Raw genomic sequence first — 20,090 nt, forward strand, 5'->3', positions numbered from 1 at the left:
TCATCGCTTGAAGTTTGCGCTTTCCGGCGCTACATCGCCTTCCCATGCGACATGGGTGGTAAGCGATCCCCGCACCGGAACAGCCGGCGGCGGGGGAAGAGCCCTACCCGAAAGCCGTTAGAAGAAGGATGAGCCAAGTGGCCAAGACGAGCCCCGCAGAACTGATTTCGCAGGTCCGTGCCGAAGCGCGCAAGGTCGTCTGGCCGACCCGCAAGGAAACCGTCCAGACCGCGATCATGGTGCTCATCATGACCGCGATCCTCGCCTTCTTCTTCCTCGGCGTCGACAGCGCCTTCCGCGCCGTCGTCAACTTCCTCATCGGCCTCATCGGCTGATCCTGACCTAGAGGTATTACATGTCCCGCTGGTACATCATCCACGCCTATTCCGGTTTCGAGAACAAGGTGAAGGAAGCCGTCCTCTCCGAAGCCAAGCGCCTCGGCCTCGAGGAAGCGGTCGAGCGCGTCGAGGTTCCGACCGAGACGGTCACCGAGATCAAGCGCGGCAAGAAGGTCCAGACCGAACGCAAGTTCATGCCGGGCTATGTGCTGGCCAAGCTGACCATGACCGACGATGTCTTCCACCTCGTGAAGAACACGCCCAAGGTCACCGGTTTCCTCGGCAATGGCGGCAAGCCGCAGCCGATCCCCGACGCGCAGGCCAACCGCATGCTCGACACCAAGGACGAGACCGCCGAGGCGCCCAAGCAGAAGATCTCGGTCGATTACGAGATCGGCGACAACGTCAAGGTGCTCGACGGCCCCTTCGCGAGCTTCAACGGCATCGTCGAAGAGCTCAACTTCGAGCGCGGCATGGTCAAGGTGTCGGTCTCGATCTTCGGCCGCGCCACCCCGGTCGAGCTGGAATTCGACCAGGTCGAACTGGTCAAGTAGGCCCCAAGCCACCGAGAATAAGAAAAGGACCGCTTCGGCGGTCCTTTTTTTGTACCGAGAGATGGCATTCCCGGCGGCCAGCGGGTCGCGCCAGCGAACCCGATTGACGGGGGGGGCAGGCCGTCCTGCCCCCGTATCCATTGGCTTTCGAATTCGCCCAAAAAACCTGAAAATAATTCACAGGCTAATGATGTTGATACGCGCTTGTTAAGCACTAAGTCTGCCCAGTGAGTATACTTCTGAATCCACCTCCATCTTTTCCGTTTATACGTGATGGTGCGGACCTCGCCCGAGCTGCCGCCAAGGACTTCGAGTCATTTTTCATGCTGAGAGGCAAAGTCGAGATTCGCGTTGAGACTGCGCGCGTCAACGCTGCATGCACCAGGGGAGCCGGGGATAATGTCCGAATCCTCATTCCCAGAGAGATGGCTGACGAGGTCATCGATACGCCCGCAAAGCTCTTTTTCCACCTCCTGATCATTGGCCATGAGATCGCGCATGTAGTGCATCGCCATATTAATGGATGTGGCCAATCCCGAGATGACTACCGCGCCTTGGAGATGTGGGCCGACTTTTACGGCGCCAAGGTGATGATGTGCCTACTGACCTTTGGCCACCGCGTCCGGCCAAAATTCAAGACCTTCTATCCAGACACCCACTTTCTAGAAACTGCATTGGAAGGTATGGGAGAAGCTGCTGGAAGACTTGTGGCTGGAGTCTATACAACTGACCGGCGTTATCCATATCCGCTGCTCCGTGTGGGACTAGTCTGCAACGGCGTTACGTCTTTTCTTCGGCGGGAAATTAATGACGCACCAAGTATATTGCCGTTCAGTGTCTATAAGAGAATTTTTTCTTCGCCACAGGTGAAAGAACTCTTGCTTATAAACCCAGAACATTTGGATGCAGATTTTGAGCCCTTGGAGCGCGCAAGACGCTGGCACCTTCAAGAACAGGGTGAAGATGCGGCGATCGCCCCTTGGCTTCTTCCAAGATTTCTCGATCACCTCCATACATCGTTTCAACAGACTCCGGAGGAACTTGAAGCCTCCCGGATAACGCGGCTAAATGAACTCCTTGATGCTGGCCTTCTCTCAGAAGCAGACGTAATCGGAGATTCATTCCTCCACCCTACAGGTTCGGAAGATACAACGAGCGGCAATGGGGACCACAGGTAGCTCCAGCTCGCGCATTCAAGCTCGCTAACCCTCTCACCCCTTCCGGTCCATCCGATAGAGAAACTGCAGCGCCTGCCCCGTGGTGAGCTTCTGCGCCTCCTCCAGCTCGCGCGTCCCCGTCATCTTGATGCGATGCGCGATATCGAAGTTGAGGAAGAAACGTTCGACCATGAGGTCCTCGACGACCGCCTCGGCGCACTCCAGCGCTTCCTCGAAACGGGCGGCGAAGGCGGGGTCGACCTTGCGGCGGCGGGGGATGCTGCTCGGCGCGATGCCGATGCTGTCGGCGGCCAGCCGCACGTTGCCGGTACAGGCGAGCGCGGCAAGGAAAGCGGCCTCGCGCGCCGGCGTCAGGCCGTTCGCGGCGGTGCGGCGGATCTGGGCGCGGCGCTGGCCGCTGGCGGGGAGGTAGCGGAGCGGTGGGAGTGGTGCGGGCTCGGACGCGGGGGTCGATCTTCCGGTGACCGGAACCGGCGTGTCCGGCGCGTCTCCATGCTGCGCCAGCCTTGCGGCAAGCGTCCATGTCCCCTCTCGTGCCGCGGGGCGGGTGTGGAAGGCCGCGAGGGCGGCGGTCCATTTCGCGGCGAAGGCGGGGTCGCTGGCGCGGCGCTTGTAAAGGCCCGCCTTGGGGCGGTGGATGGCCGCGGCGGCGAGCGCGACATTGCCGGTGAGCGCCAGCACTTCGAGGAACACAGCGAAATCCGCGGCGCTATAGGGGCGGCGACGGGGGACGGCTGTAGGATCGGGCTTCATGCATCATTGCATCAGTCCAAATCCTATTTGGCAAGGCGCGCGCGGGCGCGCTCCCCGGGGCGCTAGGCGCCAAAGGTCTCGTCGACGATGCGTGCGGCAATACCGGTCTCGCCCTGCCCTTCGGAGCCCGCGCCAAGTCCGTCGACCGGCACGTCGAGCGAATAGATGAAATGCGCCTCGTCGACATTGCGCTCGGCCTTGCCGCGCAGCATCGTCGGCACGACGCGGACGAGGAGCTTGGTGCCGAAACCGATGCGCTCGCCCGAGAAGGGCGCGGGGCCGGCGGTCGGTTCGAAGGTCTCGCACCAGACGAGCTTGAAGCGCCCGTCCTCGACATGCCAGCGCACGACGATCTCCGCCTCGTCATGGTCGAGGCCGCCATATTTCTGCGCGTTGGTCGACAGTTCGTGGAGCGCGAGGCTGATCTGCTGCGCGGCTTCCGAGCCGATGCGCACCAGCGGCCCCTCGATCCGCACTTTATCGCCATGGACCGCGAGCAGCGGCTCGAGCTGGCGGCGGACGATGGTCTCCACCCCCTGGCTGGTCTTGTCGTCGCCGCGCATGATGGAGCTGGTCGCGCCGGCGAGCGCGTCGATGCGCCCGGCGAAGGTCTCGACATAGCTCTCGATATCCTTGGCATCGCGCGCGCTCTGGCGGGCGAGCGAGGAGACGACGGCGAGCAGGTTGTTCGAGCGATGCACCGCCTCGCGCGTCAGGATGGCGAGCTTGGCATTGGCGTCGGACAGTTCGGCGGTGCGCTCATCGACCTTGGCCTCGAGCGCGTCGCGCGCCTCGCGCAGTTCCTCGTTGGCGCGGCGCAAGTCGCCGGGGCTCGGCAAGGCGACGAGGGCGGGGATCATGCGGAACAGGAGGATCGCGGTGATGGTGGAAACGATGCCGGTCGCCAGCTTGAGCGCGCCGACATAGGGGTAGATGGGCACCCACAAGGTGACGATGCCGAACAGGTGCGTGAAGCCGCACAGGAGGATGAAGCTGGCGAACAGCATGACGATGCCGCGGTGGGGCACGTCCTTGCGGCGCCTCAGCACCATCAGCAGCGCCACGGGGATCGCCATGTAGGAGGCGAAGATGAGCGCGTCGGAGCCCGCCCACAGGAATACCAGCCACGGCTGCCACAACAGGCACATGCCGTGGGGCATGTAGTCGGCCACCGTGACCGCGTGGCGCATCAGCTCGTCTGTCATCTTGTTCCCCTCACGCAACGACCAATGCCTTAGGGGGACGGATCGATCCGGTCCAGCGACAAGGTCTTGGGGAGAGACGATTTTTCCCGGCGCCCTTCGGTGGTAGCTTGAAAGCCGCGCCGCCGCCTGCTAGGCGCGCGCTCGTCTATTCCAAATGGATTCGGACATTCGCGCGGGAGGGTCGCCCCGGTGACCCGCTTGTACCGCTTAACATGAGGGCTGCAGCCTCGGCAGCAGTCCCGACAGTGTGAAAGGAATTCTTTGCCATGGCGAAGAAGATTTCGGGCTATATCAAGCTCCAGGTGCCTTCGGGCGTCGCCAACCCCTCCCCGCCGATCGGCCCCGCGCTCGGTCAGCGTGGTGTCAACATCATGGAATTCTGCAAGGCCTTCAACGCCGCCACGCAGGACATGGAAAAGAACATGCCGATCCCGACGACCATCACGGTCTATGCGGATCGCAGCTTCTCCTTCACCATGAAGACCCCGCCCGCCAGCTTCCTCCTGAAGCGCGCCGCCAAGCTCAAGTCGGGTTCGAAGGAACCGGGCAAGGTCTCGGCCGGCACGATCAAGCGCAGCGAAGTTGCCAAGATCGCGGAAACCAAGATGGCCGACCTCAATGCCAATGACATCGAGGCCGCCACGAAGATCATCGAAGGCTCGGCGCGCGCCATGGGCCTCGAAGTGGTGGAGGGTTAATCATGGCCAAGCTCACGAAGAAGCAGAAGGCGCTCGCCGAAAAGGTCGATTCCGAAAAGCTGTACGGCGTCGATGAAGCCATTTCGCTGGTCAAGGAACTGGCCACCTCGAAGTTCGACGAAACCGTCGAGATCGCCATGAACCTCGGTGTCGACCCGCGTCACGCCGACCAGATGGTCCGCGGCGTCGTCGCCATGCCCAGCGGCACCGGCAAGACCCTCAAGGTCGCCGTGTTCGCCAAGGGCGACAAGGCCGACGCGGCCAAGGAAGCCGGCGCGGACGTCGTCGGTGCCGAAGACCTCATGGAAGACATGCAGAACGGCAACCTCGACTATGACCGCGTGATCGCCACGCCGGACATGATGGGTGTCGTCGGTCGCCTCGGCAAGGTGCTCGGCCCCAAGGGCCTGATGCCGAACCCGAAGCTCGGTACAGTGACCCCCAACCCTGCCGAAGCGGTCAAGAACGCCAAGGCCGGTGAAGTCCAGTATCGCGCCGAGAAGAACGGCATCGTCCACGCCGGCATCGGCAAGGCGAGCTTCGCCGACAAGGACCTCAAGGCCAACTTCGACGCGTTCGTAAACGCGATCGTCAAGGCCAAGCCGTCGGGCGCCAAGGGCAAGTATGTCCAGAAGGTCGCGCTGTCCTCGACCATGGGTCGCGGCGTGCGCATCGACGTGAGCGACGTCGAAGGCGCGTAACGCTCCTTCGTCCTCGCGGACAAGAGATGAGGGCCGGCGGGGCAACCCGCCGGCCCTTTCTTTATGCGCGCGATGGGGACAGGCGGCGGACGCAAGAAAAAGGGGCCGGGAAGCGCAACGCTCCCCGACCCCTTTTTTGTCGGCAGGTGCCGCGGCCCTTACGGCTGCAGCACGCTGTCGATGTCGAACTCGTCGATGCTTACCACCTCGACGTTCGGGCGCCAGGCGCGCAGGTCGTCGATGAACATCGAGGCATCGCCGACAATCACCAGCGACACGCGCTCGGGCTCGAGGAAGGCGCCGTACATGGAGCCTGCCTGGCCGGCCGGGACCATGCGCACGCGGTTGCCGTAGGAGAGCGCCTTTTCGGGCGAAACGCCTTCGAACACCGCACCGGCGACGGTGGCGGCAAAGCCGAGGCTGGTCTGGAGACCGCGATCGGCGCGGCCCGCGAGCAACGCACGGCGCGGCGCCAGCACCTCTTCGGTATAATGGCCATCGCCGACCTTGCCCATTTCCTCGACCAGCAGCTTGGCGACTTCCGCCGCGCTCTCGTTCTTGGTCTGCGAGCGGGCCGAGATGTAGCCGTCATGCGCCAGCGTCGAGACGCCGCTATAGGCGCCATAGGACAGGGCACGCTTGTTGCGCACTTCGTCGAACAGGCGCGCGGTGCCCGAACCGCCGAGCTCGGCGTTGACGAGCTGCATGGCATCGAGGCGCGGATCGTTCGCATCGACGCCGCGCGCGACCGCGAACACCGCCGCCTGGCCCACGCCCGGCATGTCCACGACCACCGTGCGGCGCGGCTGCATGGCCGAGGCGACACTGTCGACGATCACGCCTGCTTCGCCGCTCGCGGTCCAGTCACCGAACGCCTTTTCGGCGATGGCGGTGGCGCGCTCGGCGCTGAGGCCGCCCGAGGCGATGATGGTCGCATTCCCGGGACGCCAATAGGCTTCGCGATAGGCGAGGAGATCCTCGCGGGTCATCGCCTCGAGGCTGTCGGGCGTGCCGCTCGACGGGATCGCATAAGGCGAATTGCCGAAGATCACGGGGCCGAGCAGCATGCCGCCCAATGCCGAGGGATTGTTCATCGACACGCGCAGGCCGTCGAGCGAGCGGTTGCGTTCGCGCTCGAACACGTCCTGCGGATAGGTCGCATTCTTGACGAGGTCGGCGGCGATCATCGCGGCGGCCTCGAGATTGGCGACCGGCGCGAGGACATAGAGGTAGCTGCCGTCGGCCGAGGAGGAGGCCCCGACCTGCGCGCCCAGCGCCTCGAGCTGCGCGGCGATGTCTTCCTCGCTGCGGCTCGCGGTGCCCTTTTCGGCAAGCGCGGCGGCCATGGCGGCACGGCCCGCCTTCTCGAGCGGATCGACGACGGCGCCGCCGTCGAAGGCGATGATCATGGTGCCGACGGGCACGTCACTGGTCTGCCCGGCGAGCACTTCGATGCCGTTCGACAGCTGCGCGCGCTCGAGTTCGGTGGTCGGCACGGTGACCTCGTCGCCCGCGGTCGGCCACGGCATGCGTTCGCCGTCCGCCTTGACCTCGCGAAGCGGCTGGGTCGCGGCGGGCGGGGTGAAGAGCGTCGGGCGCGGCGCGGGGTTGGCCCAGACCGCGTTGTCGCCATCACCCTTGATGTAACGCATCTCGAGACGGTGCGCGGGATCCATGATCTTGGCGGCCACCGCCTGCACCTCGGCAGCGGTCATCGACAGCACCTGTTCGAGGCGCGTGTTGGCAGCCTCGGGATCGCCGGTGCGCACCAGCGCCTCGCCAAGCTCGTTGGCGCGGCCGGCAGCGGTCTCGCGGCGGCGCAGCGTGTTCGACAGGATGGTGTTGCGCGCCTCGGTCATTTCGGCCTCGGTCGGGCCTTCGGCGATGAAGCGGGCGAGCACCTCGTCGAGCGTGGCGGCGACGGTGTCGGCCTCGACCCCGCTGGCGACGGTCGCATCGACCATCATGAAGCCGCCGTCCTCGAGGTCGTTGGCGAAGCTGCCGACGCCCGCGGCCAGCCCCGTGCGCACCAGCGCGGGGTCGAGGCGGTTGCTGTTGCCCGAGGTGAGGATGGTGGTGATGAGGTCGACGGCGGCCATGTCGCGGTTCGCCGTGCCCGGGATCTGCCAGGCATAGCTGACCTTGGGCAGCGGCACGTTGGGCGCGGTCACCGTGACGGTGCGCGCCGCGATCGGCTGCGGCTTCTCATCGATCTCGAGGCTGATCGGGTTGGCGCGCGCGGGGATGTCACCGAAATACTGCTCGGTCCATTCGCGCAGCTGCGCCTCGTCGAAATTGCCGGCGACGACCAGCGTCGCGGTGTCGGGACCGTAATAGGCCTCGAAGAAGGCGCGCGCGTCCTCGAGGGTGGCCGACTGCAGCTCCTCGATATTGCCGATGGTGGCGCGGCGGTAGGGCGAGGCCGAATAGAGGTTCTCGTTCATCGCGAGCAGCTGGCGGCCATAGGGCGGCGAGGCGTAGCGCTGGCGATATTCCTCCTGCACGATGTCACGCTCGGCCTTGAACACGTCCTCGTCGATGACGGGGCGGGCCATGCGCTCGGCGTGGGTCCAGAGAATGGGTTCGAGATGCGCGGCAGGCACGGTCTCGTAATAGTTGGTGCGATCGAGCCAGGTCGAGGCGTTGCGGCTGCCGCCGACGTCATCGACATATTTGGCGATCGAGGAATAGGTGATGTTCTCGGTCTTGCGCGACAGGATATGCTCGAACAGGTGGGCGAAACCGCCGCGGCCCTCGGGGTCGTGCTTGGAGCCGACGTCATACCACATGGAGACATAGACGTCGGGCGTGGTGTCATCCTCGATGGCGATGACGGTCAGGCCATTGTCGAGCGTCCAGCTTTCATAGGCGATCGGCGGCACGGTGAGCTGCGCGGCGCCCGCGTCCTGCGCGGCGGTGGCCGGCGCGGCGGCCAGCGGGAGCGCCAGCGCCATCAGCGCGGCACCACTAAGTGCTTTGATACGGAACATGTCTTTTTCCCCACGTTTGAACTGATGTGGCGAATGCTGCGGGGTGGTCCCGTCGGCGTCATGCGCCATTCGACAAACGACAGGTAACAATCGCCAATGGAAAATATCGGGGCCGATCTAGCCGAGATGAAGCGTGTGCCGCTCGACCGCGCACATGTCGACGCCATCCGGAAAATCGCCGAGGAGCGCGAATATGAGGAGGGCGAGATGGTCGCCGAGGTGGGCGATCCGATGGACCGTTTCGTCTATGTCCTCACCGGCGAGATCGAGGTAGTCGACCCCTATTCGGGGGCGCGGCTGATCGAGAGCAGCCTGGGGCCGACGCAGTTCATGGGCGAGCTCGCCTTTCTGAACGCGGGCAGCTTCACCCTGCCGATGCGCGCGGCCAAGCCGACCCGCACCCTTGAAGCGCCGCGGGAAAAAATGCTCGACCTCATGTCCAAGCGCCCCGAGCTGTCCGACCATGTCATCGGCGTCTTCTCGGCGCGCAGGCGCAAGCAGTTCGAGGACCATCGCTCGGCGATCAAGCTGATCGGCGCCGACCGCGACAGCGCGGTGCAGGAAGTCGCCCGCTTCCTGTCGCGCAACCGCATCCCCTTCCAGAGCTTCGACCTCGACAATCCCGAGGGCGAGGGCATCCAATTGTGCCAGCTCGCCGACCACGAGCCGGCGGTGATCTTCAACGAGGGCATGATCCTCGACGACCCCACCCCGCGCGCCGTCGCCCGCCTCCTCGGCCTCGACCTCAACGTGTGCGAGCGGGCCGAAGCGGACCTGCTGATCGTCGGCGGTGGCCCCGCGGGCGTTGCTGCCGCCGTCTATGCGGGCGCCGAGGGCCTCACCGCGCTGGCGATCGAGGACACGGCGATCGGCGGGCAGGCGGGCACCTCGAGCCGGATCGAGAATTACATGGGCTTTCCCACCGGCATCTCCGGCGCCGACCTCATCTATCGCGGGCAGGTGCAGGCGATGAAGTTCGGTACGCGCTTCGTGATGCCGCGCCGCGTGGTGGGGTTGAAGCGCACCGACGACCATCGTTTCTGTGCCACGCTCGACGATGGCGGGGACGAGATCTGCGCCCATGCCGTGCTGGTGGCGACCGGCGTGCAATATCGCCGCCTGCCGCTGGCCCGGCTGCGCGAGTTCGAGGGGTCGGGCATCTATTATGCGGCGACCGAGATGGAGGCGCGCTTCTGTGCGGGCAAGCCCGCGCTCATCATCGGCGGCGGCAACAGCGCCGGACAGGCCGCCATGTTCCTGTCGCGCCATGCGGCCTGCGTGAAACTGATCGTGCGGGGCGACAGCCTCGCTGACAGCATGTCGAGCTATTTGCGCGAACGGCTCGAGGCCGAACCCAATATCGAGATCCATTATGATTGCGAGGTCACCGCGCTCCACGGCGACAAACGCCTCGAGGAAGTGACGATCCAGTGCGGTGGCGAGGACGGCGCGCGCGAGGATTGCGCGGGGCTCTTCATCATGATCGGCGCGGCGCCCAATACCGACTGGCTGTCGGGGCTGGTGGAGCTCGACGAGAAAGGCTTCGTCAAGACGGGCGAGGAGGCGGGCGTCCCCTCCCCCTACCAAACGAGCTGCAAGGGCATCTTCGCGGTCGGCGACGTGCGCGCGGGCTCGGTCAAGCGTGTGGCAAGCGCCGTGGGCGAAGGCTCGGTGGTGGTGAGCGAAATCTGGCGCCACGTCGCCGACTGCCACGAGAAGCTCGGGCAGGACCCGCCCGGCGAAATGGACGACTGAGAGGGGCGACTGAAAGGGACGATTGGCACCTAGCGGAGCTGGCTGTCCTTCGAGCCGCGCCGGTTGATGGTCGTGTGGCGGACATGCGCATCGCGGCCCGACTGGCACTCGACGCAGGTGCGCACCCCGGGCAGTGCCTCGCGGCGGCGCGGCGGGATGGGCTCGCCGCATTCCTCGCATTCCTCGAGGCTCTCGCCGCTGGCCAAGCGCGCGCGGGCGGCGGCGACGGCGTCGCTCACCGTGTCGTCGATCTGTTCCTGTACCGCACCGTCGCGGGTCCATCCGCCTGCCATCAATGTCTCCTTGCCCTCCCCTAACGAACGGACATCGCCCATTTTTCCGTTGCTCCGGCTTGACTGGCACGGCGAAATCGCTAGGTAGCCCCTCGAAGCCGTCCTTCGGGGCGGTTTTCTCTGTCCGAGACAGTCGCTGACCTTCCGGTCTTAATTTGCGGCCTAGACGGGGATGAAGAGAGATTTGCGGCAGCCATTGCGCGCGCCGCCTGTCGATCCCAACCCCAACGGACTTTTCGCTGCAGCGGCCCCGGCCGGTGCGGCAACCGCTTTTGGTAATGGTGCCAACTGCGGAACGATTGGGAGTATGGCATGGATCGTTCGCAAAAAGCCGATCTGGTTGCCGAGCTGAAGAGCGTCTTTGCGGAGACGGGTGTGGTGGTCGTGACCCGGAACAACGGGTTGTCGGTCTCGCAGTCGACTGAACTTCGCAACCAGATGCGCGACGCCGGTGCCCAGTTCAAGGTCGCGAAGAACCGCCTTGCCAAGATCGCGCTCGAGGGCAGCGACTACCAGCCGATCTCGGACCTGCTTCAGGGTCCGACCGCGCTGGCGACGTCGTCCGACCCCGTCGCGGCCGCGAAGATCGCGGTCAACTTCGCCAAGGACAACGAAGATTTCGAAATCCTCGGCGGGGCGATGGGGACGACCGTCCTCGACGTGAACGGCATCAAGGCCCTGGCCGAACTGCCCTCGCTCGACGAACTGCGTGGCACGCTGGTCGGCCTTATCCAGGCCCCGGCGACGAAGATCGCGCGGATCGCCAAGGAACCGGGCGGCATGCTCGCCCGCGTCCTGAGCGCCAAGGCTGCGGCCTAACTTTTAGGTTTGGTTCAAAACAACTGATCGACAGGGCGGCAAACAACAAAGCGCCCTCTCAAATGGAGTGAATATAATGGCTGATCTGGAAAAGATTGTTGACCAGCTTTCGGAACTCACCGTTCTCGAAGCTGCCGAGCTCGCCAAGATGCTCGAAGACAAGTGGGGCGTGAGCGCCTCGGCCGCCGTCGCCGTTGCCGGCCCGGCTGCTGGTGGTGGCGAAGCCGCCGCTGAAGAAAAGGACGAGTTCGACGTGATCCTCACCGGCGACGGTGGCAAGAAGATCAACGTCATCAAGGAAGTCCGCGCGATCACCGGTCTCGGTCTCGGCGAAGCCAAGGCGCTCGTCGAAGGCGCGCCGAAGCCCCTCAAGGAAGGTGCTTCGAAGGCCGAAGCCGAAGAAATCAAGGGCAAGATCGAAGCCGCTGGCGGCACCGTCGAGCTCAAGTAAGCTCTTCGCGATCTTCCGAGATTTTCGGGACACGGAAAGGGCGGTCCTTCGGGGCCGCCCTTTTTGTATGCGCCCGACTACCGACTTTCTGTCGCAGGGACCAAAGCACGCCTAGCAACGCGGCGGACAATCGCCATTTTTCGCGCCAAGGCTGCGGGGCCAGGAACATCCGGGGAGGGGAAGACCAAGAGGAGACCCTCCCATGATCAAGACTATCGCCGCCATCACGGCCATCGCCCTCGCCGCGCCCGCCATGGGCGCGATCGATCATCACAAGGAAATGGCGCCGAGCCAGAACATCGTCGAGATTGCCGCGGGCAATCACGACTTCGAGACCCTCGTGACCGCGGTCCAGGCCGCCGGCCTCGCCGATGCGCTCTCGGGCGACGGACCCTTCACCGTCTTCGCGCCCACCGATGCCGCCTTCGGGGCGCTGCCCTCGGGCACGGTCGAGAGCCTCGTCCAGCCCGCCAACAAGGGCACACTGACCAACATCCTCACCTATCATGTCGTGGCGGGCGACTATTCGGCCAGCGACATCGTCTCGGCGCTCCAAGCCAATGGCGGCACCGCGAGCTTCCCGACGCTTCTCGAAAATGCCTCGATCACCGCGGCGCTCTATGACGGGAAGGTCTATCTGTCCGATTACAAGGGCAATGCGATCGGGGTGATCGCCACCGACGTCGCTGCCACCAATGGCGTGATCCATGTCCTCGACGGCGTTCTGATGCCGTAGGACGTTTCGGATTCGAGACGAATGACAGGGGCGCGAAGGCGAGTACGGCCTTTCGCCCCCTGTTCATTGCGGAGCCGTTTTGTTAATCAAGATCAAGAGAGCAGCTCATCCACTCGAGTTTCCGGGGGCGGGACAACAGGAGTAGTTAGTCATGAAGCTTGCCCCCCTCGCCGCCATCGCGGCCACCTCGCTTGCCCTTGCCACCCCCGCCGCCGCCCAGAGCGCGGACGGGATCGACAATCGCCCCGACATCGTCGACGCCGCCTCGGGCGCGCCCGAGCTTTTCTCGACCCTCGTCGGCCTCGTGGTCGATGCGGGCCTCGTCGAGGCACTGCAGGCCAACGGCCCCCTCACCGTCTTCGCGCCGACCAACGACGCCTTTGCCGGCGCCAGCCTCGATGACGATGTGACGAGCATCCTGACCTATCATGTGGTGGCCGGCCGCTACACCTCGGGCCGCGTTATCGCGGCGGCCAAGAAGAGCCCCGGCGGGGTCGATCTCGAAACGCTGCAGGGCAACACCATCAACATCCGCCTTGCCAATGGCGAAGTGATCCTGACCGACCAGGACGGCGAGGAACATGGGCTCGTCGCCACCGACATCAACACCTCCAATGGCGTGATCCATGCGATCGACGGGGTGCTCGACCCCACGGCCGACTAGTTTCGACGTGCCGAAGCGGAAGGGGCGGTGCCGGTGACAGCGCCGCCCCTTCTTTCATTCTCCGTCAAGCATTGCCGGTTACCAAGAAGCGATGAACGCCGTTTCACCCACCGGCCGCTATGACGGCGAGATCGAGCGCGAACTCATCCGCACGATGATCCAGCGCGCGCGCCATTCGATCGTCGCCAATATCATCGGCATCTGCATCCTCACCACCGCCGCCTTCCTGGTGCCGTTCGGGCGCGAGCTGACGGTCGGCGTGCTGCTGCGCATGCTGACCATCTCCTTCACCGCCTACAACACCAACCGCGTGCGCGAGTGTATCGACAAGGAGCTGCCGGTGACCCCGGCGGTCAACCGCTTCTGCCTCGGCATGGTCTTCGCCGGCATGAGCTGGGCGGGCCTGCTGTGGGTGCTGCCGCTCCAATATGTGGAGACGCTGTCGGGAACCCTCATCCTGTGCGTGGTCATCACCGGCATCTCGCTCGTGGTCGCGGTCGCCAGCCCGCTACCGCGCGTGATGTGGTCGTTCATCGCGGGCTTCCTCCTGCCGCTGTTCGGCTGGCTGCTGATGATCGCCCCGACCTATGGCCTTGCCCCCGCGGTGACGGTGGCGGGCCTCGGCCTTGCCTCGCTCAGCCTTGGCGCCGGCATGGGGCGCGAGAGCGTCGAGACCGCGCGCACGGTGATCGAGAAACGCGAGCTCGCTATCCAATTGTCGCAGCTCAACGAGGAACTGCGCGCGACGGCGGCGGAGAAGGAGCATCTGGCCAGCCACGATGCGCTGACCGGCCTGCCCAACCGCCGCAGCTTCGAGAAGCGCGTCGCCGGGATCGCGGCGGGGGGCCAGTCCGAACGCTGGAGCCTGCTCCTCGTCGACCTCGACCATTTCAAGGTGATCAACGATGCCGCGGGCCATGCCGGCGGCGATACCGTGCTGCGGGCGATGGGGAGCCTGCTCGCCTCGCTGGCCGGCGCGCTGCCCGGCGAAGCGCATGCCGCGCGCGTCGGCGGGGAGGAATTCGCGCTGCTGGTCGAAGGCTTGCGCGATGCGGCGGTACAGGATGTCGGCATCTCGCTCGGCGCGCGTTGCCGCGTCATCCCGCCGCCGCCCGGCTATGACGGCCGCGTGACCGCCTCGATCGGCATCACCCGCTGGGCTGCGGGCGAGCCGTTCGACCGCACCTTCCGCCGCGCCGACGAGGCGCTCTATGCCGCCAAGGATGAAGGCCGCGACCGCGTCCGCCGCTCCGCCGAAGCGGTCGCCGACCTGCCTTACGAGCAGCCCGCGCGGGGCTAGCCCGCGCCGCGCTCGGCGCGCACCATATTATATTCGTCGCCGAACAGGACGGCATAGGCGGAAAGGTAGATCCACAGCTGAAGGATCACCACCGCGCCGAGCGCGCCATAGGTGGCGTTGTAATTGCCGAACTGGGCGACATAGATGGCAAAGCCGAGCGTCGCGCCGAGCAGGATGACGGCGGCGAGGATGGCGCCGGGGATGGTGTCGCTCAGCGGCGGCACGGGGCCGTTGGGCGCGCGCGCATAGAGCCAGCCGAGCCCCGCGATCGCGCCGATGACGAGCACCACCCACAGGCCGACCCGCATGAGGGCGTAGAATTCGTCGGGCAGCCCCGGGATCATCGCTTCGGCATAGCCGAGGACCGAGATGGCGGCGAGCGCGACCAGCACGCCGGCGATGCCGATCAGCGTGATGCCGAGCCCCGTCCATACCTGCCGGACAAAACCGCGACTCTCCTCGACCCCCTCGATGATGTTGAGCGCGACAAGTACCGCCTTGCCCCCCTTGCTGGCGCTGTAGAGCACGGTGCCGAGCGCGACCACGAAGCCGAGCGCGGTCTTGTTGCCATCGATCGCCGCGATCTTGCGCATCTGGTCGGTGACGATCTCGGCGGCGGCGGGCGGCAGGAGGCGGGTGAGCGCCTCGGCGTGGACGACGGCATCGGCGCGGTCGGCGAACAGGCCATAGCCGATCACCACCGCCGCGATCGTCGGCACCAGCGCGAGGAAGCCGTAAAAGGCGACGCCTGCGGCAAGGAAGGTGGTCCGGTTGCGGCCCGACCGCGCGAAGGCGGCCTTCAGGTCTGCGATCAACTGCATGCCGGCCCAACGCGCCAGCCCCCGCTCCTATCCGAACAGCGACATGTCGAGCGGCTCGGAAGGACCGAACCAGATGACATGGTCGCGGTGATCGGCACGGTCGTCGCCCGTCGAGGAATGGGCAAAGACGGTCATGCCGCCGCGATTGACGCTGAGCCAGCTGGCGACCGCGCCGAAGCGCTCCGTCGGCACCGTCAGCTGGACCGAGCCGCGCGGATGCGGTCCGACGGGACGGGTGTGGAAATGGCCGACGGGCAGGTCGAACCGTGTCGCCAGGGCCACGGCGAGCGCCTTTGCGCGCTCGACCTCCGCGGCGTCGAAATAGAGATGGACATGGAAGTCGTGGATCGTCATTCTAGGTTCCTCGAAAGCGTGTCGCGGGACGTCGGATCGACGAGCCGAGACGACAAGAAGGCACATCGCTGTGCCCCCTCTTGCATTCCCTACAAGAGGCGCTAGATAGGCTCCATCCAACATGATGTGGCTCCGCCGCAGGTTATCCTGTGCCGGGGCCTCCTGCCTTTTCCGGGCCACGTCTCATTCGCGCACGAGACGAACGAATGGAAAAGGGATCACAGGAAAAGCGCCCGACCTGAACAATAGGGTCCGCGAGCATGTTCGCGCGCCCGCTGCGCTGAGGAAATCCATGGCTACCCAGGCAAAAGACGTCCCCACCACGATGGGCCGCTCGCTGAAATCGCGTCGTATCCGCAAGATTTTCGGCAACATCCACGAAGTCTCCGAAATGCCGAACCTCATCGAGGTCCAGCGTGAATCGTATGAGGACTTCCTGCGTTCGGACGCCCAGCGTGCGCACGTCAGCGGCCTCGAGAAGACCCTGCGTTCGGTCTTCCCCATCCAGGACTTTGCCGGCACCGCCCATCTCGACTTCGACGGCTATGTCCTCGAAGAGCCCAAGTTCGACACCGACGAGTGCCGCCAGCGCGGCCTCACCTATGCGGCGCCGATGCGCGTCACCCTGCGCCTGACCTCGTTCGAGATCGATCCCGACACCGAAGCCAAGTCGGTCATCGATATCAAGGAGCAGGACGTCTACATGGGCGACATGCCGCTCATGACCGACAACGGCACCTTCATCATCAACGGCACCGAGCGCGTCATCGTCAGCCAGATGCACCGTTCGCCGGGCGTCCTGTTCGACCATGACCGCGGCAAGACCCACTCGTCGGGCAAGTATCTCTTCGCCGCGCGCGTCATTCCCTATCGCGGCTCGTGGCTCGACTTCGAGTTCGACGCCAAGGACATCGTCAACGTGCGTATCGACCGCAAGCGCAAGCTGCCGGTCACCACGCTGCTCTATGCCCTCGGCCTCAACCACGAGGAAATCCTCGCCCACTTCTATGACACCGTGACCTACAAGCGCGGCAAGAACGGCTGGGAAATCCCCTTCAAGCCCGAAGCGTGGCGCGCCCAGAAGCCGGCGTTCGACATCGTCGACGCCAAGACCGGCGAAGTCGTGTTCGAAGCGGGCCAGAAGATCACCCCGCGCAAGGCCAACAAGGCCAAGACCGACGGTCTCGAGAACCTCGTCATCCCCGCCGAGGAAATCTTCGGCCGTTTCTCGGCCTATGACCTCGTCAACGAGAAGACCGGCGAGATCTACATCGAGGCCGGCGATGAAGTCACCGCCGAGAACCTCGAGAAGCTCGACAAGGCGGGCATCGACCACATCGACCTGCTCGACATCGACTATGTCACCACGGGCCCCTGGATCCGCAACACGCTCAAGGCCGACAAGGCCGAGGACACCGACCAGGCGCTGGCCGACATCTACCGCGTCATGCGCCCGGGCGAGCCGCCCACGCGCGAGACCGCCGATGCACTCTTCTACGGCCTTTTCTTCGATCCCGAGCGCTATGACCTGTCGGCCGTCGGCCGCGTCAAGCTCAACATGCGTCTCGACCTCGACGCCGAGGACACCGTCACCACGCTGCGCCGCGAGGACATCATGGCGGTCGTCAAGACCCTCGTCGACCTGAAGGACGGCAAGGGCGAGATCGACGACATCGACAACCTCGCCAACCGCCGCGTGCGTTCGGTCGGCGAACTGCTGGAAAACCAGTATCGCGTCGGCCTCCTGCGCATGGAACGCGCGGTCAAGGAGCGCATGAGCTCGGTCGACGTGTCGACCGTGATGCCCAACGACCTCATCAACGCCAAGCCCTCGGTGGCGGCGGTGCGCGAGTTCTTCGGCTCCTCGCAGCTCTCGCAGTTCATGGACCAGACCAACCCGCTGTCCGAAGTCACCCACAAGCGCCGCGTCTCGGCGCTCGGCCCGGGTGGTCTTACCCGTGAGCGCGCGGGCTTCGAGGTCCGCGACGTCCACCCGACCCACTATGGCCGTATCTGCCCGATCGAGACCCCTGAAGGCCCGAACATCGGCCTCATCAACTCGCTCGCCAGCTTCAGCCGCGTGAACAAGTACGGCTTCATCGAGACGCCGTACCGCAAGGTCGTCGACAACAAGGTGACCAACGAGGTCGTCTACCTGTCGGCGATGGAAGAGCAGAAGCACACCATCGCGCAGGCGAACGCCGACCTCAACGAGGACGGCAGCTTCGTCGAGGAAATCGTCTCGAGCCGCCAGGCCGGCGAATTCCTGATGGCGCAGCGCGACATGATCACCCTCATGGACGTCAGCCCCAAGCAGCTCGTCTCGGTCGCGGCCAGCCTCATCCCGTTCCTCGAGAACGATGACGCCAACCGCGCGCTCATGGGCTCGAACATGCAGCGTCAGGCCGTGCCGCTCGTGCAGGCCGACGCGCCGCTCGTCGGCACCGGCATGGAAGAGACCGTGGCCCGCGACAGTGGCGCCGCGATCGCTGCCCGCCGCGCCGGCGTGATCGACCAGGTCGATGCCACCCGTATCGTCATCCGCGTCACCGAGAAGGTGGCCGCGGGCGAGAGCGGCGTCGACATCTACACGCTGCAGAAGTTCCAGCGTTCGAACCAGAACACCTGCATCAACCAGCGTCCGTTGGTGAAGGTGGGCGAGACCGTGTCGGCGGGCGAGATCATCGCCGACGGCCCCTCGACCCAGTTCGGCGAACTGGCGCTGGGCCGCAACGTGCTCGTCGCCTTCATGCCGTGGAACGGCTACAACTACGAGGATAGTATCCTCATCTCCGAGCGCATCGTGAAGGACGACGTCTTCACCTCGATCCACATCGAGGAATTCGAAGTCGCCGCGCGTGACACCAAGCTCGGCCCCGAGGACATCACCCGCGACATCCCCAATGTCGGCGAGGAAGCGCTGCGCAACCTCGACGAGGCGGGCATCGTCTACATCGGCGCCGAAGTGCACCCGGGCGACATCCTCGTCGGCAAGATCACGCCGAAGGGCGAAAGCCCGATGACGCCGGAAGAAAAGCTCCTGCGCGCCATCTTCGGCGAAAAGGCCTCGGACGTTCGCGACACCTCGCTGCGCCTGCCGCCGGGCGTCGCCGGCACCATCGTCGACGTGCGCACCTTCAACCGTCACGGCATCGACATCGATGACCGTACCCGCGCCATCCAGGCGGAGGAGAAGGAACGCCTCAAGAAGGACGCCAACGACGAGAAGGCGATCCTCAACCGCGCGACCTACAACCGCCTCGCCGAGCTGCTCGTCGGGCAGACCGCGACCGCGGTTCCGAAGGGCATCAAGAAGGGCGCCAAGCTCGACCCCGAGATGCTCGATGGTGTCGAGCGCAAGCTGTGGTGGAAGATCGCCGTCAAGGACGACGAGGCGCAGGCCGACCTCGAGGCCATGAAGGGCCAGTATGACGAGGCCATCGACCGCATCGACGCCAAGCTCGACGACCGCATCCAGAAGCTGGAAGCGGGCGACGAACTGCCGCCGGGCGTGCTCAAGATGGTCAAGGTCTTCGTCGCGGTGAAGCGCAAGCTGCAGCCGGGCGACAAGATGGCCGGCCGCCACGGGAACAAGGGTGTCATCAGCCGGATCCTTCCGGTCGAGGACATGCCCTTCCTCGAGGACGGCACCCATGCCGACATCGTGCTGAACCCGCTGGGCGTGCCTTCGCGCATGAACGTCGGGCAGATCTTCGAGACGCACCTCGGCTGGGCCGCGCGCGGCCTCGGCCAGCAGATCGGCGCGATGCTCGAGGACATCCACCACAAGGGCAAGGATGTCGCCAAGAAGGACGTCGACGGCGTGCGCAAGCACCTCAAGGACGTCTATGGCGACAAGTATCACGAGGAAATCGATGGCCGCTCGGAAGAGAAGGTCATGGAGCTCGCCCAGCACCTCACCTACGGCGTGCCGATGGGCACCCCCGTCTTCGACGGTGCGCGTGAGGCCGATGTCGCCGACATGCTCGAGAAGGCCGGTCTCGACCGCTCGGGCCAGGTCACGCTGTTCGACGGCCGCACCGGCGAGCCGTTCGACCGCAAGGTGACCGTGGGCTACATCTACATGCTCAAGCTGCACCACCTCGTCGACGACAAGATCCACGCCCGTTCGATCGGCCCGTACAGCCTCGTCACCCAGCAGCCGCTGGGCGGCAAGGCCCAGTTCGGTGGCCAGCGCTTCGGTGAAATGGAAGTCTGGGCGCTGCAGGCCTATGGCGCTGCCTACACCCTGCAGGAAATGCTCACCGTCAAGTCGGATGACGTCGTCGGCCGTACCAAGGTCTACGAAGCCATCGTCAAGGGCGACGACACGTTCGAAGCCGGTATTCCGGAAAGCTTCAACGTGCTGGTCAAGGAAATGCGTTCGCTCGGCATGAGCGTCGACCTCAACTCCGTCTCGGACGGGGACGAGGATGATGGCGACACCCCCGCCATCGCGGCCGAATAACCGAGCGGAAGG

At 65.1% G+C, this 20,090-nt stretch carries 18 protein-coding genes; 12 read left to right on the forward strand and 6 right to left on the reverse strand.

Annotation, left to right across the window (positions count from 1 at the left end; genetic code table 11):
• Nucleotides 1-137: 137 nt before the first annotated feature.
• From secE to NUW81_RS04310, 3 genes are all read left to right on the forward strand, one after another.
• Nucleotides 138-335, forward strand: a complete 198-nt coding sequence (gene secE, locus NUW81_RS04300) for a preprotein translocase subunit SecE (protein ID WP_245110689.1) — start codon at nt 138-140, stop codon at nt 333-335.
• Between the two features lie 20 nt (nt 336-355).
• Nucleotides 356-892: a transcription termination/antitermination protein NusG gene (gene nusG, locus NUW81_RS04305; RefSeq protein WP_245110692.1), complete on the forward strand. Its 537-nt coding sequence runs from the start codon at nt 356-358 to the stop codon at nt 890-892.
• Nucleotides 893-1,317: 425 nt separating this feature from the next.
• Nucleotides 1,318-2,070 carry a M48 family metalloprotease gene (locus NUW81_RS04310; RefSeq protein WP_245110695.1) on the forward strand — a complete coding sequence of 251 codons (753 nt, stop codon included), beginning with the start codon at nt 1,318-1,320 and terminating at the stop codon, nt 2,068-2,070.
• A 33-nt stretch (nt 2,071-2,103) separates the two neighbouring features.
• Here the strand turns inward: NUW81_RS04310 and NUW81_RS04315 are convergent, their stop codons facing one another.
• Together NUW81_RS04315 and NUW81_RS04320 are read right to left on the reverse strand one after the other, a co-directional pair.
• Entirely contained in the window at nt 2,104-2,823 is a 720-nt protein-coding gene (locus tag NUW81_RS04315; protein ID WP_245110697.1) for a hypothetical protein, read from the reverse strand.
• A gap of 62 nt (nt 2,824-2,885) precedes the next feature.
• The gene (locus NUW81_RS04320; protein WP_245110699.1) at nt 2,886-4,028 is read right to left on the reverse strand and encodes a sensor histidine kinase; all 1,143 of its coding nucleotides are present in this window, start codon (nt 4,026-4,028) and stop codon (nt 2,886-2,888) included.
• A 266-nt stretch (nt 4,029-4,294) separates the two neighbouring features.
• On the opposite strand from NUW81_RS04320, the gene rplK reads away from it, so the two are divergent.
• Together rplK and rplA are read left to right on the forward strand one after the other, a co-directional pair.
• Complete coding sequence (gene rplK / locus NUW81_RS04325; protein WP_245110702.1) at nt 4,295-4,726, forward strand: 50S ribosomal protein L11; 432 nt, start codon at nt 4,295-4,297, stop codon at nt 4,724-4,726.
• Between the two features lie 2 nt (nt 4,727-4,728).
• On the forward strand, nt 4,729-5,427 hold the full coding sequence (rplA, locus tag NUW81_RS04330) for a 50S ribosomal protein L1 (RefSeq protein WP_245110704.1): 699 nt from the start codon (nt 4,729-4,731) through the stop codon (nt 5,425-5,427).
• A gap of 158 nt (nt 5,428-5,585) precedes the next feature.
• Here the strand turns inward: rplA and NUW81_RS04335 are convergent, their stop codons facing one another.
• Nucleotides 5,586-8,417 (reverse strand): M16 family metallopeptidase, encoded by a 2,832-nt coding sequence (locus NUW81_RS04335; RefSeq protein ID WP_245110706.1) that lies wholly within the window; start codon nt 8,415-8,417, stop codon nt 5,586-5,588.
• Nucleotides 8,418-8,543: 126 nt separating this feature from the next.
• On the opposite strand from NUW81_RS04335, the gene NUW81_RS04340 reads away from it, so the two are divergent.
• Nucleotides 8,544-10,172: an FAD-dependent oxidoreductase gene (locus NUW81_RS04340; protein WP_312025056.1), complete on the forward strand. Its 1,629-nt coding sequence runs from the start codon at nt 8,544-8,546 to the stop codon at nt 10,170-10,172.
• Between the two features lie 29 nt (nt 10,173-10,201).
• Here NUW81_RS04340 and NUW81_RS04345 read toward each other — a convergent pair whose 3' ends face one another.
• The gene (locus NUW81_RS04345) at nt 10,202-10,465 is read right to left on the reverse strand and encodes a DksA/TraR family C4-type zinc finger protein (protein ID WP_245110712.1); all 264 of its coding nucleotides are present in this window, start codon (nt 10,463-10,465) and stop codon (nt 10,202-10,204) included.
• Between the two features lie 312 nt (nt 10,466-10,777).
• Between NUW81_RS04345 and rplJ the strand changes: the two genes are divergently transcribed.
• The 5 genes from rplJ to NUW81_RS04370 all read left to right on the forward strand — a co-directional run bounded on the left by rplJ (nt 10,778) and on the right by NUW81_RS04370 (nt 14,435).
• Nucleotides 10,778-11,284 carry a 50S ribosomal protein L10 gene (rplJ, locus tag NUW81_RS04350; RefSeq protein WP_245110715.1) on the forward strand — a complete coding sequence of 169 codons (507 nt, stop codon included), beginning with the start codon at nt 10,778-10,780 and terminating at the stop codon, nt 11,282-11,284.
• 76 nt (nt 11,285-11,360) lie between these two features.
• On the forward strand, nt 11,361-11,735 hold the full coding sequence (gene rplL, locus NUW81_RS04355) for a 50S ribosomal protein L7/L12 (RefSeq protein ID WP_245110718.1): 375 nt from the start codon (nt 11,361-11,363) through the stop codon (nt 11,733-11,735).
• A 202-nt stretch (nt 11,736-11,937) separates the two neighbouring features.
• Nucleotides 11,938-12,471 (forward strand): fasciclin domain-containing protein, encoded by a 534-nt coding sequence (locus tag NUW81_RS04360; RefSeq protein WP_245110720.1) that lies wholly within the window; start codon nt 11,938-11,940, stop codon nt 12,469-12,471.
• Nucleotides 12,472-12,622: 151 nt separating this feature from the next.
• A complete protein-coding gene (locus NUW81_RS04365) occupies nt 12,623-13,135 on the forward strand; it encodes a fasciclin domain-containing protein (protein ID WP_245110723.1) in 513 nt (170 codons plus the stop codon).
• Between the two features lie 91 nt (nt 13,136-13,226).
• Nucleotides 13,227-14,435 (forward strand): GGDEF domain-containing protein, encoded by a 1,209-nt coding sequence (locus NUW81_RS04370; protein WP_245110725.1) that lies wholly within the window; start codon nt 13,227-13,229, stop codon nt 14,433-14,435.
• Here the strand turns inward: NUW81_RS04370 and NUW81_RS04375 are convergent.
• Complete coding sequence (locus tag NUW81_RS04375) at nt 14,432-15,256, reverse strand: YihY/virulence factor BrkB family protein (protein ID WP_245110726.1); 825 nt, start codon at nt 15,254-15,256, stop codon at nt 14,432-14,434. The two genes, NUW81_RS04370 and NUW81_RS04375, sit on opposite strands and share 4 nt — an antisense overlap.
• A 27-nt stretch (nt 15,257-15,283) precedes the next feature.
• Nucleotides 15,284-15,610, reverse strand: a complete 327-nt coding sequence (locus NUW81_RS04380; protein ID WP_245110728.1) for a DOPA 4,5-dioxygenase family protein — start codon at nt 15,608-15,610, stop codon at nt 15,284-15,286.
• 292 nt (nt 15,611-15,902) lie between these two features.
• On the opposite strand from NUW81_RS04380, the gene rpoB reads away from it, so the two are divergent.
• Nucleotides 15,903-20,078 (forward strand): DNA-directed RNA polymerase subunit beta, encoded by a 4,176-nt coding sequence (gene rpoB / locus NUW81_RS04385; RefSeq protein WP_245110731.1) that lies wholly within the window; start codon nt 15,903-15,905, stop codon nt 20,076-20,078.
• Nucleotides 20,079-20,090: the final 12 nt, after the last annotated feature.

Origin of the sequence: Sphingomicrobium aestuariivivum (assembly GCF_024721585.1) — a bacterium.
Taxonomy (GTDB): Bacteria; Pseudomonadota; Alphaproteobacteria; order Sphingomonadales; family Sphingomonadaceae; genus Sphingomicrobium; species Sphingomicrobium aestuariivivum.

Coding starts and splice junctions, on each gene's coding strand:
- nusG (WP_245110692.1), top strand. CDS start 356: ATGTCCCGCTGGTACATCATCCACGCCTATTCCGGTTTCGAGAACAAG.
- NUW81_RS04310 (WP_245110695.1), top strand. CDS start 1,318: ATGGCTGACGAGGTCATCGATACGCCCGCAAAGCTCTTTTTCCACCTC.
- NUW81_RS04315 (WP_245110697.1), bottom strand. CDS start 2,823: ATGAAGCCCGATCCTACAGCCGTCCCCCGTCGCCGCCCCTATAGCGCC.
- NUW81_RS04320 (WP_245110699.1), bottom strand. CDS start 4,028: ATGACAGACGAGCTGATGCGCCACGCGGTCACGGTGGCCGACTACATG.
- rplK (WP_245110702.1), top strand. CDS start 4,295: ATGGCGAAGAAGATTTCGGGCTATATCAAGCTCCAGGTGCCTTCGGGC.
- rplA (WP_245110704.1), top strand. CDS start 4,729: ATGGCCAAGCTCACGAAGAAGCAGAAGGCGCTCGCCGAAAAGGTCGAT.
- NUW81_RS04335 (WP_245110706.1), bottom strand. CDS start 8,417: ATGTTCCGTATCAAAGCACTTAGTGGTGCCGCGCTGATGGCGCTGGCG.
- NUW81_RS04340 (WP_312025056.1), top strand. CDS start 8,544: ATGAAGCGTGTGCCGCTCGACCGCGCACATGTCGACGCCATCCGGAAA.
- NUW81_RS04345 (WP_245110712.1), bottom strand. CDS start 10,465: ATGGCAGGCGGATGGACCCGCGACGGTGCGGTACAGGAACAGATCGAC.
- rplJ (WP_245110715.1), top strand. CDS start 10,778: ATGGATCGTTCGCAAAAAGCCGATCTGGTTGCCGAGCTGAAGAGCGTC.
- rplL (WP_245110718.1), top strand. CDS start 11,361: ATGGCTGATCTGGAAAAGATTGTTGACCAGCTTTCGGAACTCACCGTT.
- NUW81_RS04360 (WP_245110720.1), top strand. CDS start 11,938: ATGATCAAGACTATCGCCGCCATCACGGCCATCGCCCTCGCCGCGCCC.
- NUW81_RS04365 (WP_245110723.1), top strand. CDS start 12,623: ATGAAGCTTGCCCCCCTCGCCGCCATCGCGGCCACCTCGCTTGCCCTT.
- NUW81_RS04370 (WP_245110725.1), top strand. CDS start 13,227: ATGAACGCCGTTTCACCCACCGGCCGCTATGACGGCGAGATCGAGCGC.
- NUW81_RS04375 (WP_245110726.1), bottom strand. CDS start 15,256: ATGCAGTTGATCGCAGACCTGAAGGCCGCCTTCGCGCGGTCGGGCCGC.
- NUW81_RS04380 (WP_245110728.1), bottom strand. CDS start 15,610: ATGACGATCCACGACTTCCATGTCCATCTCTATTTCGACGCCGCGGAG.
- rpoB (WP_245110731.1), top strand. CDS start 15,903: ATGGCTACCCAGGCAAAAGACGTCCCCACCACGATGGGCCGCTCGCTG.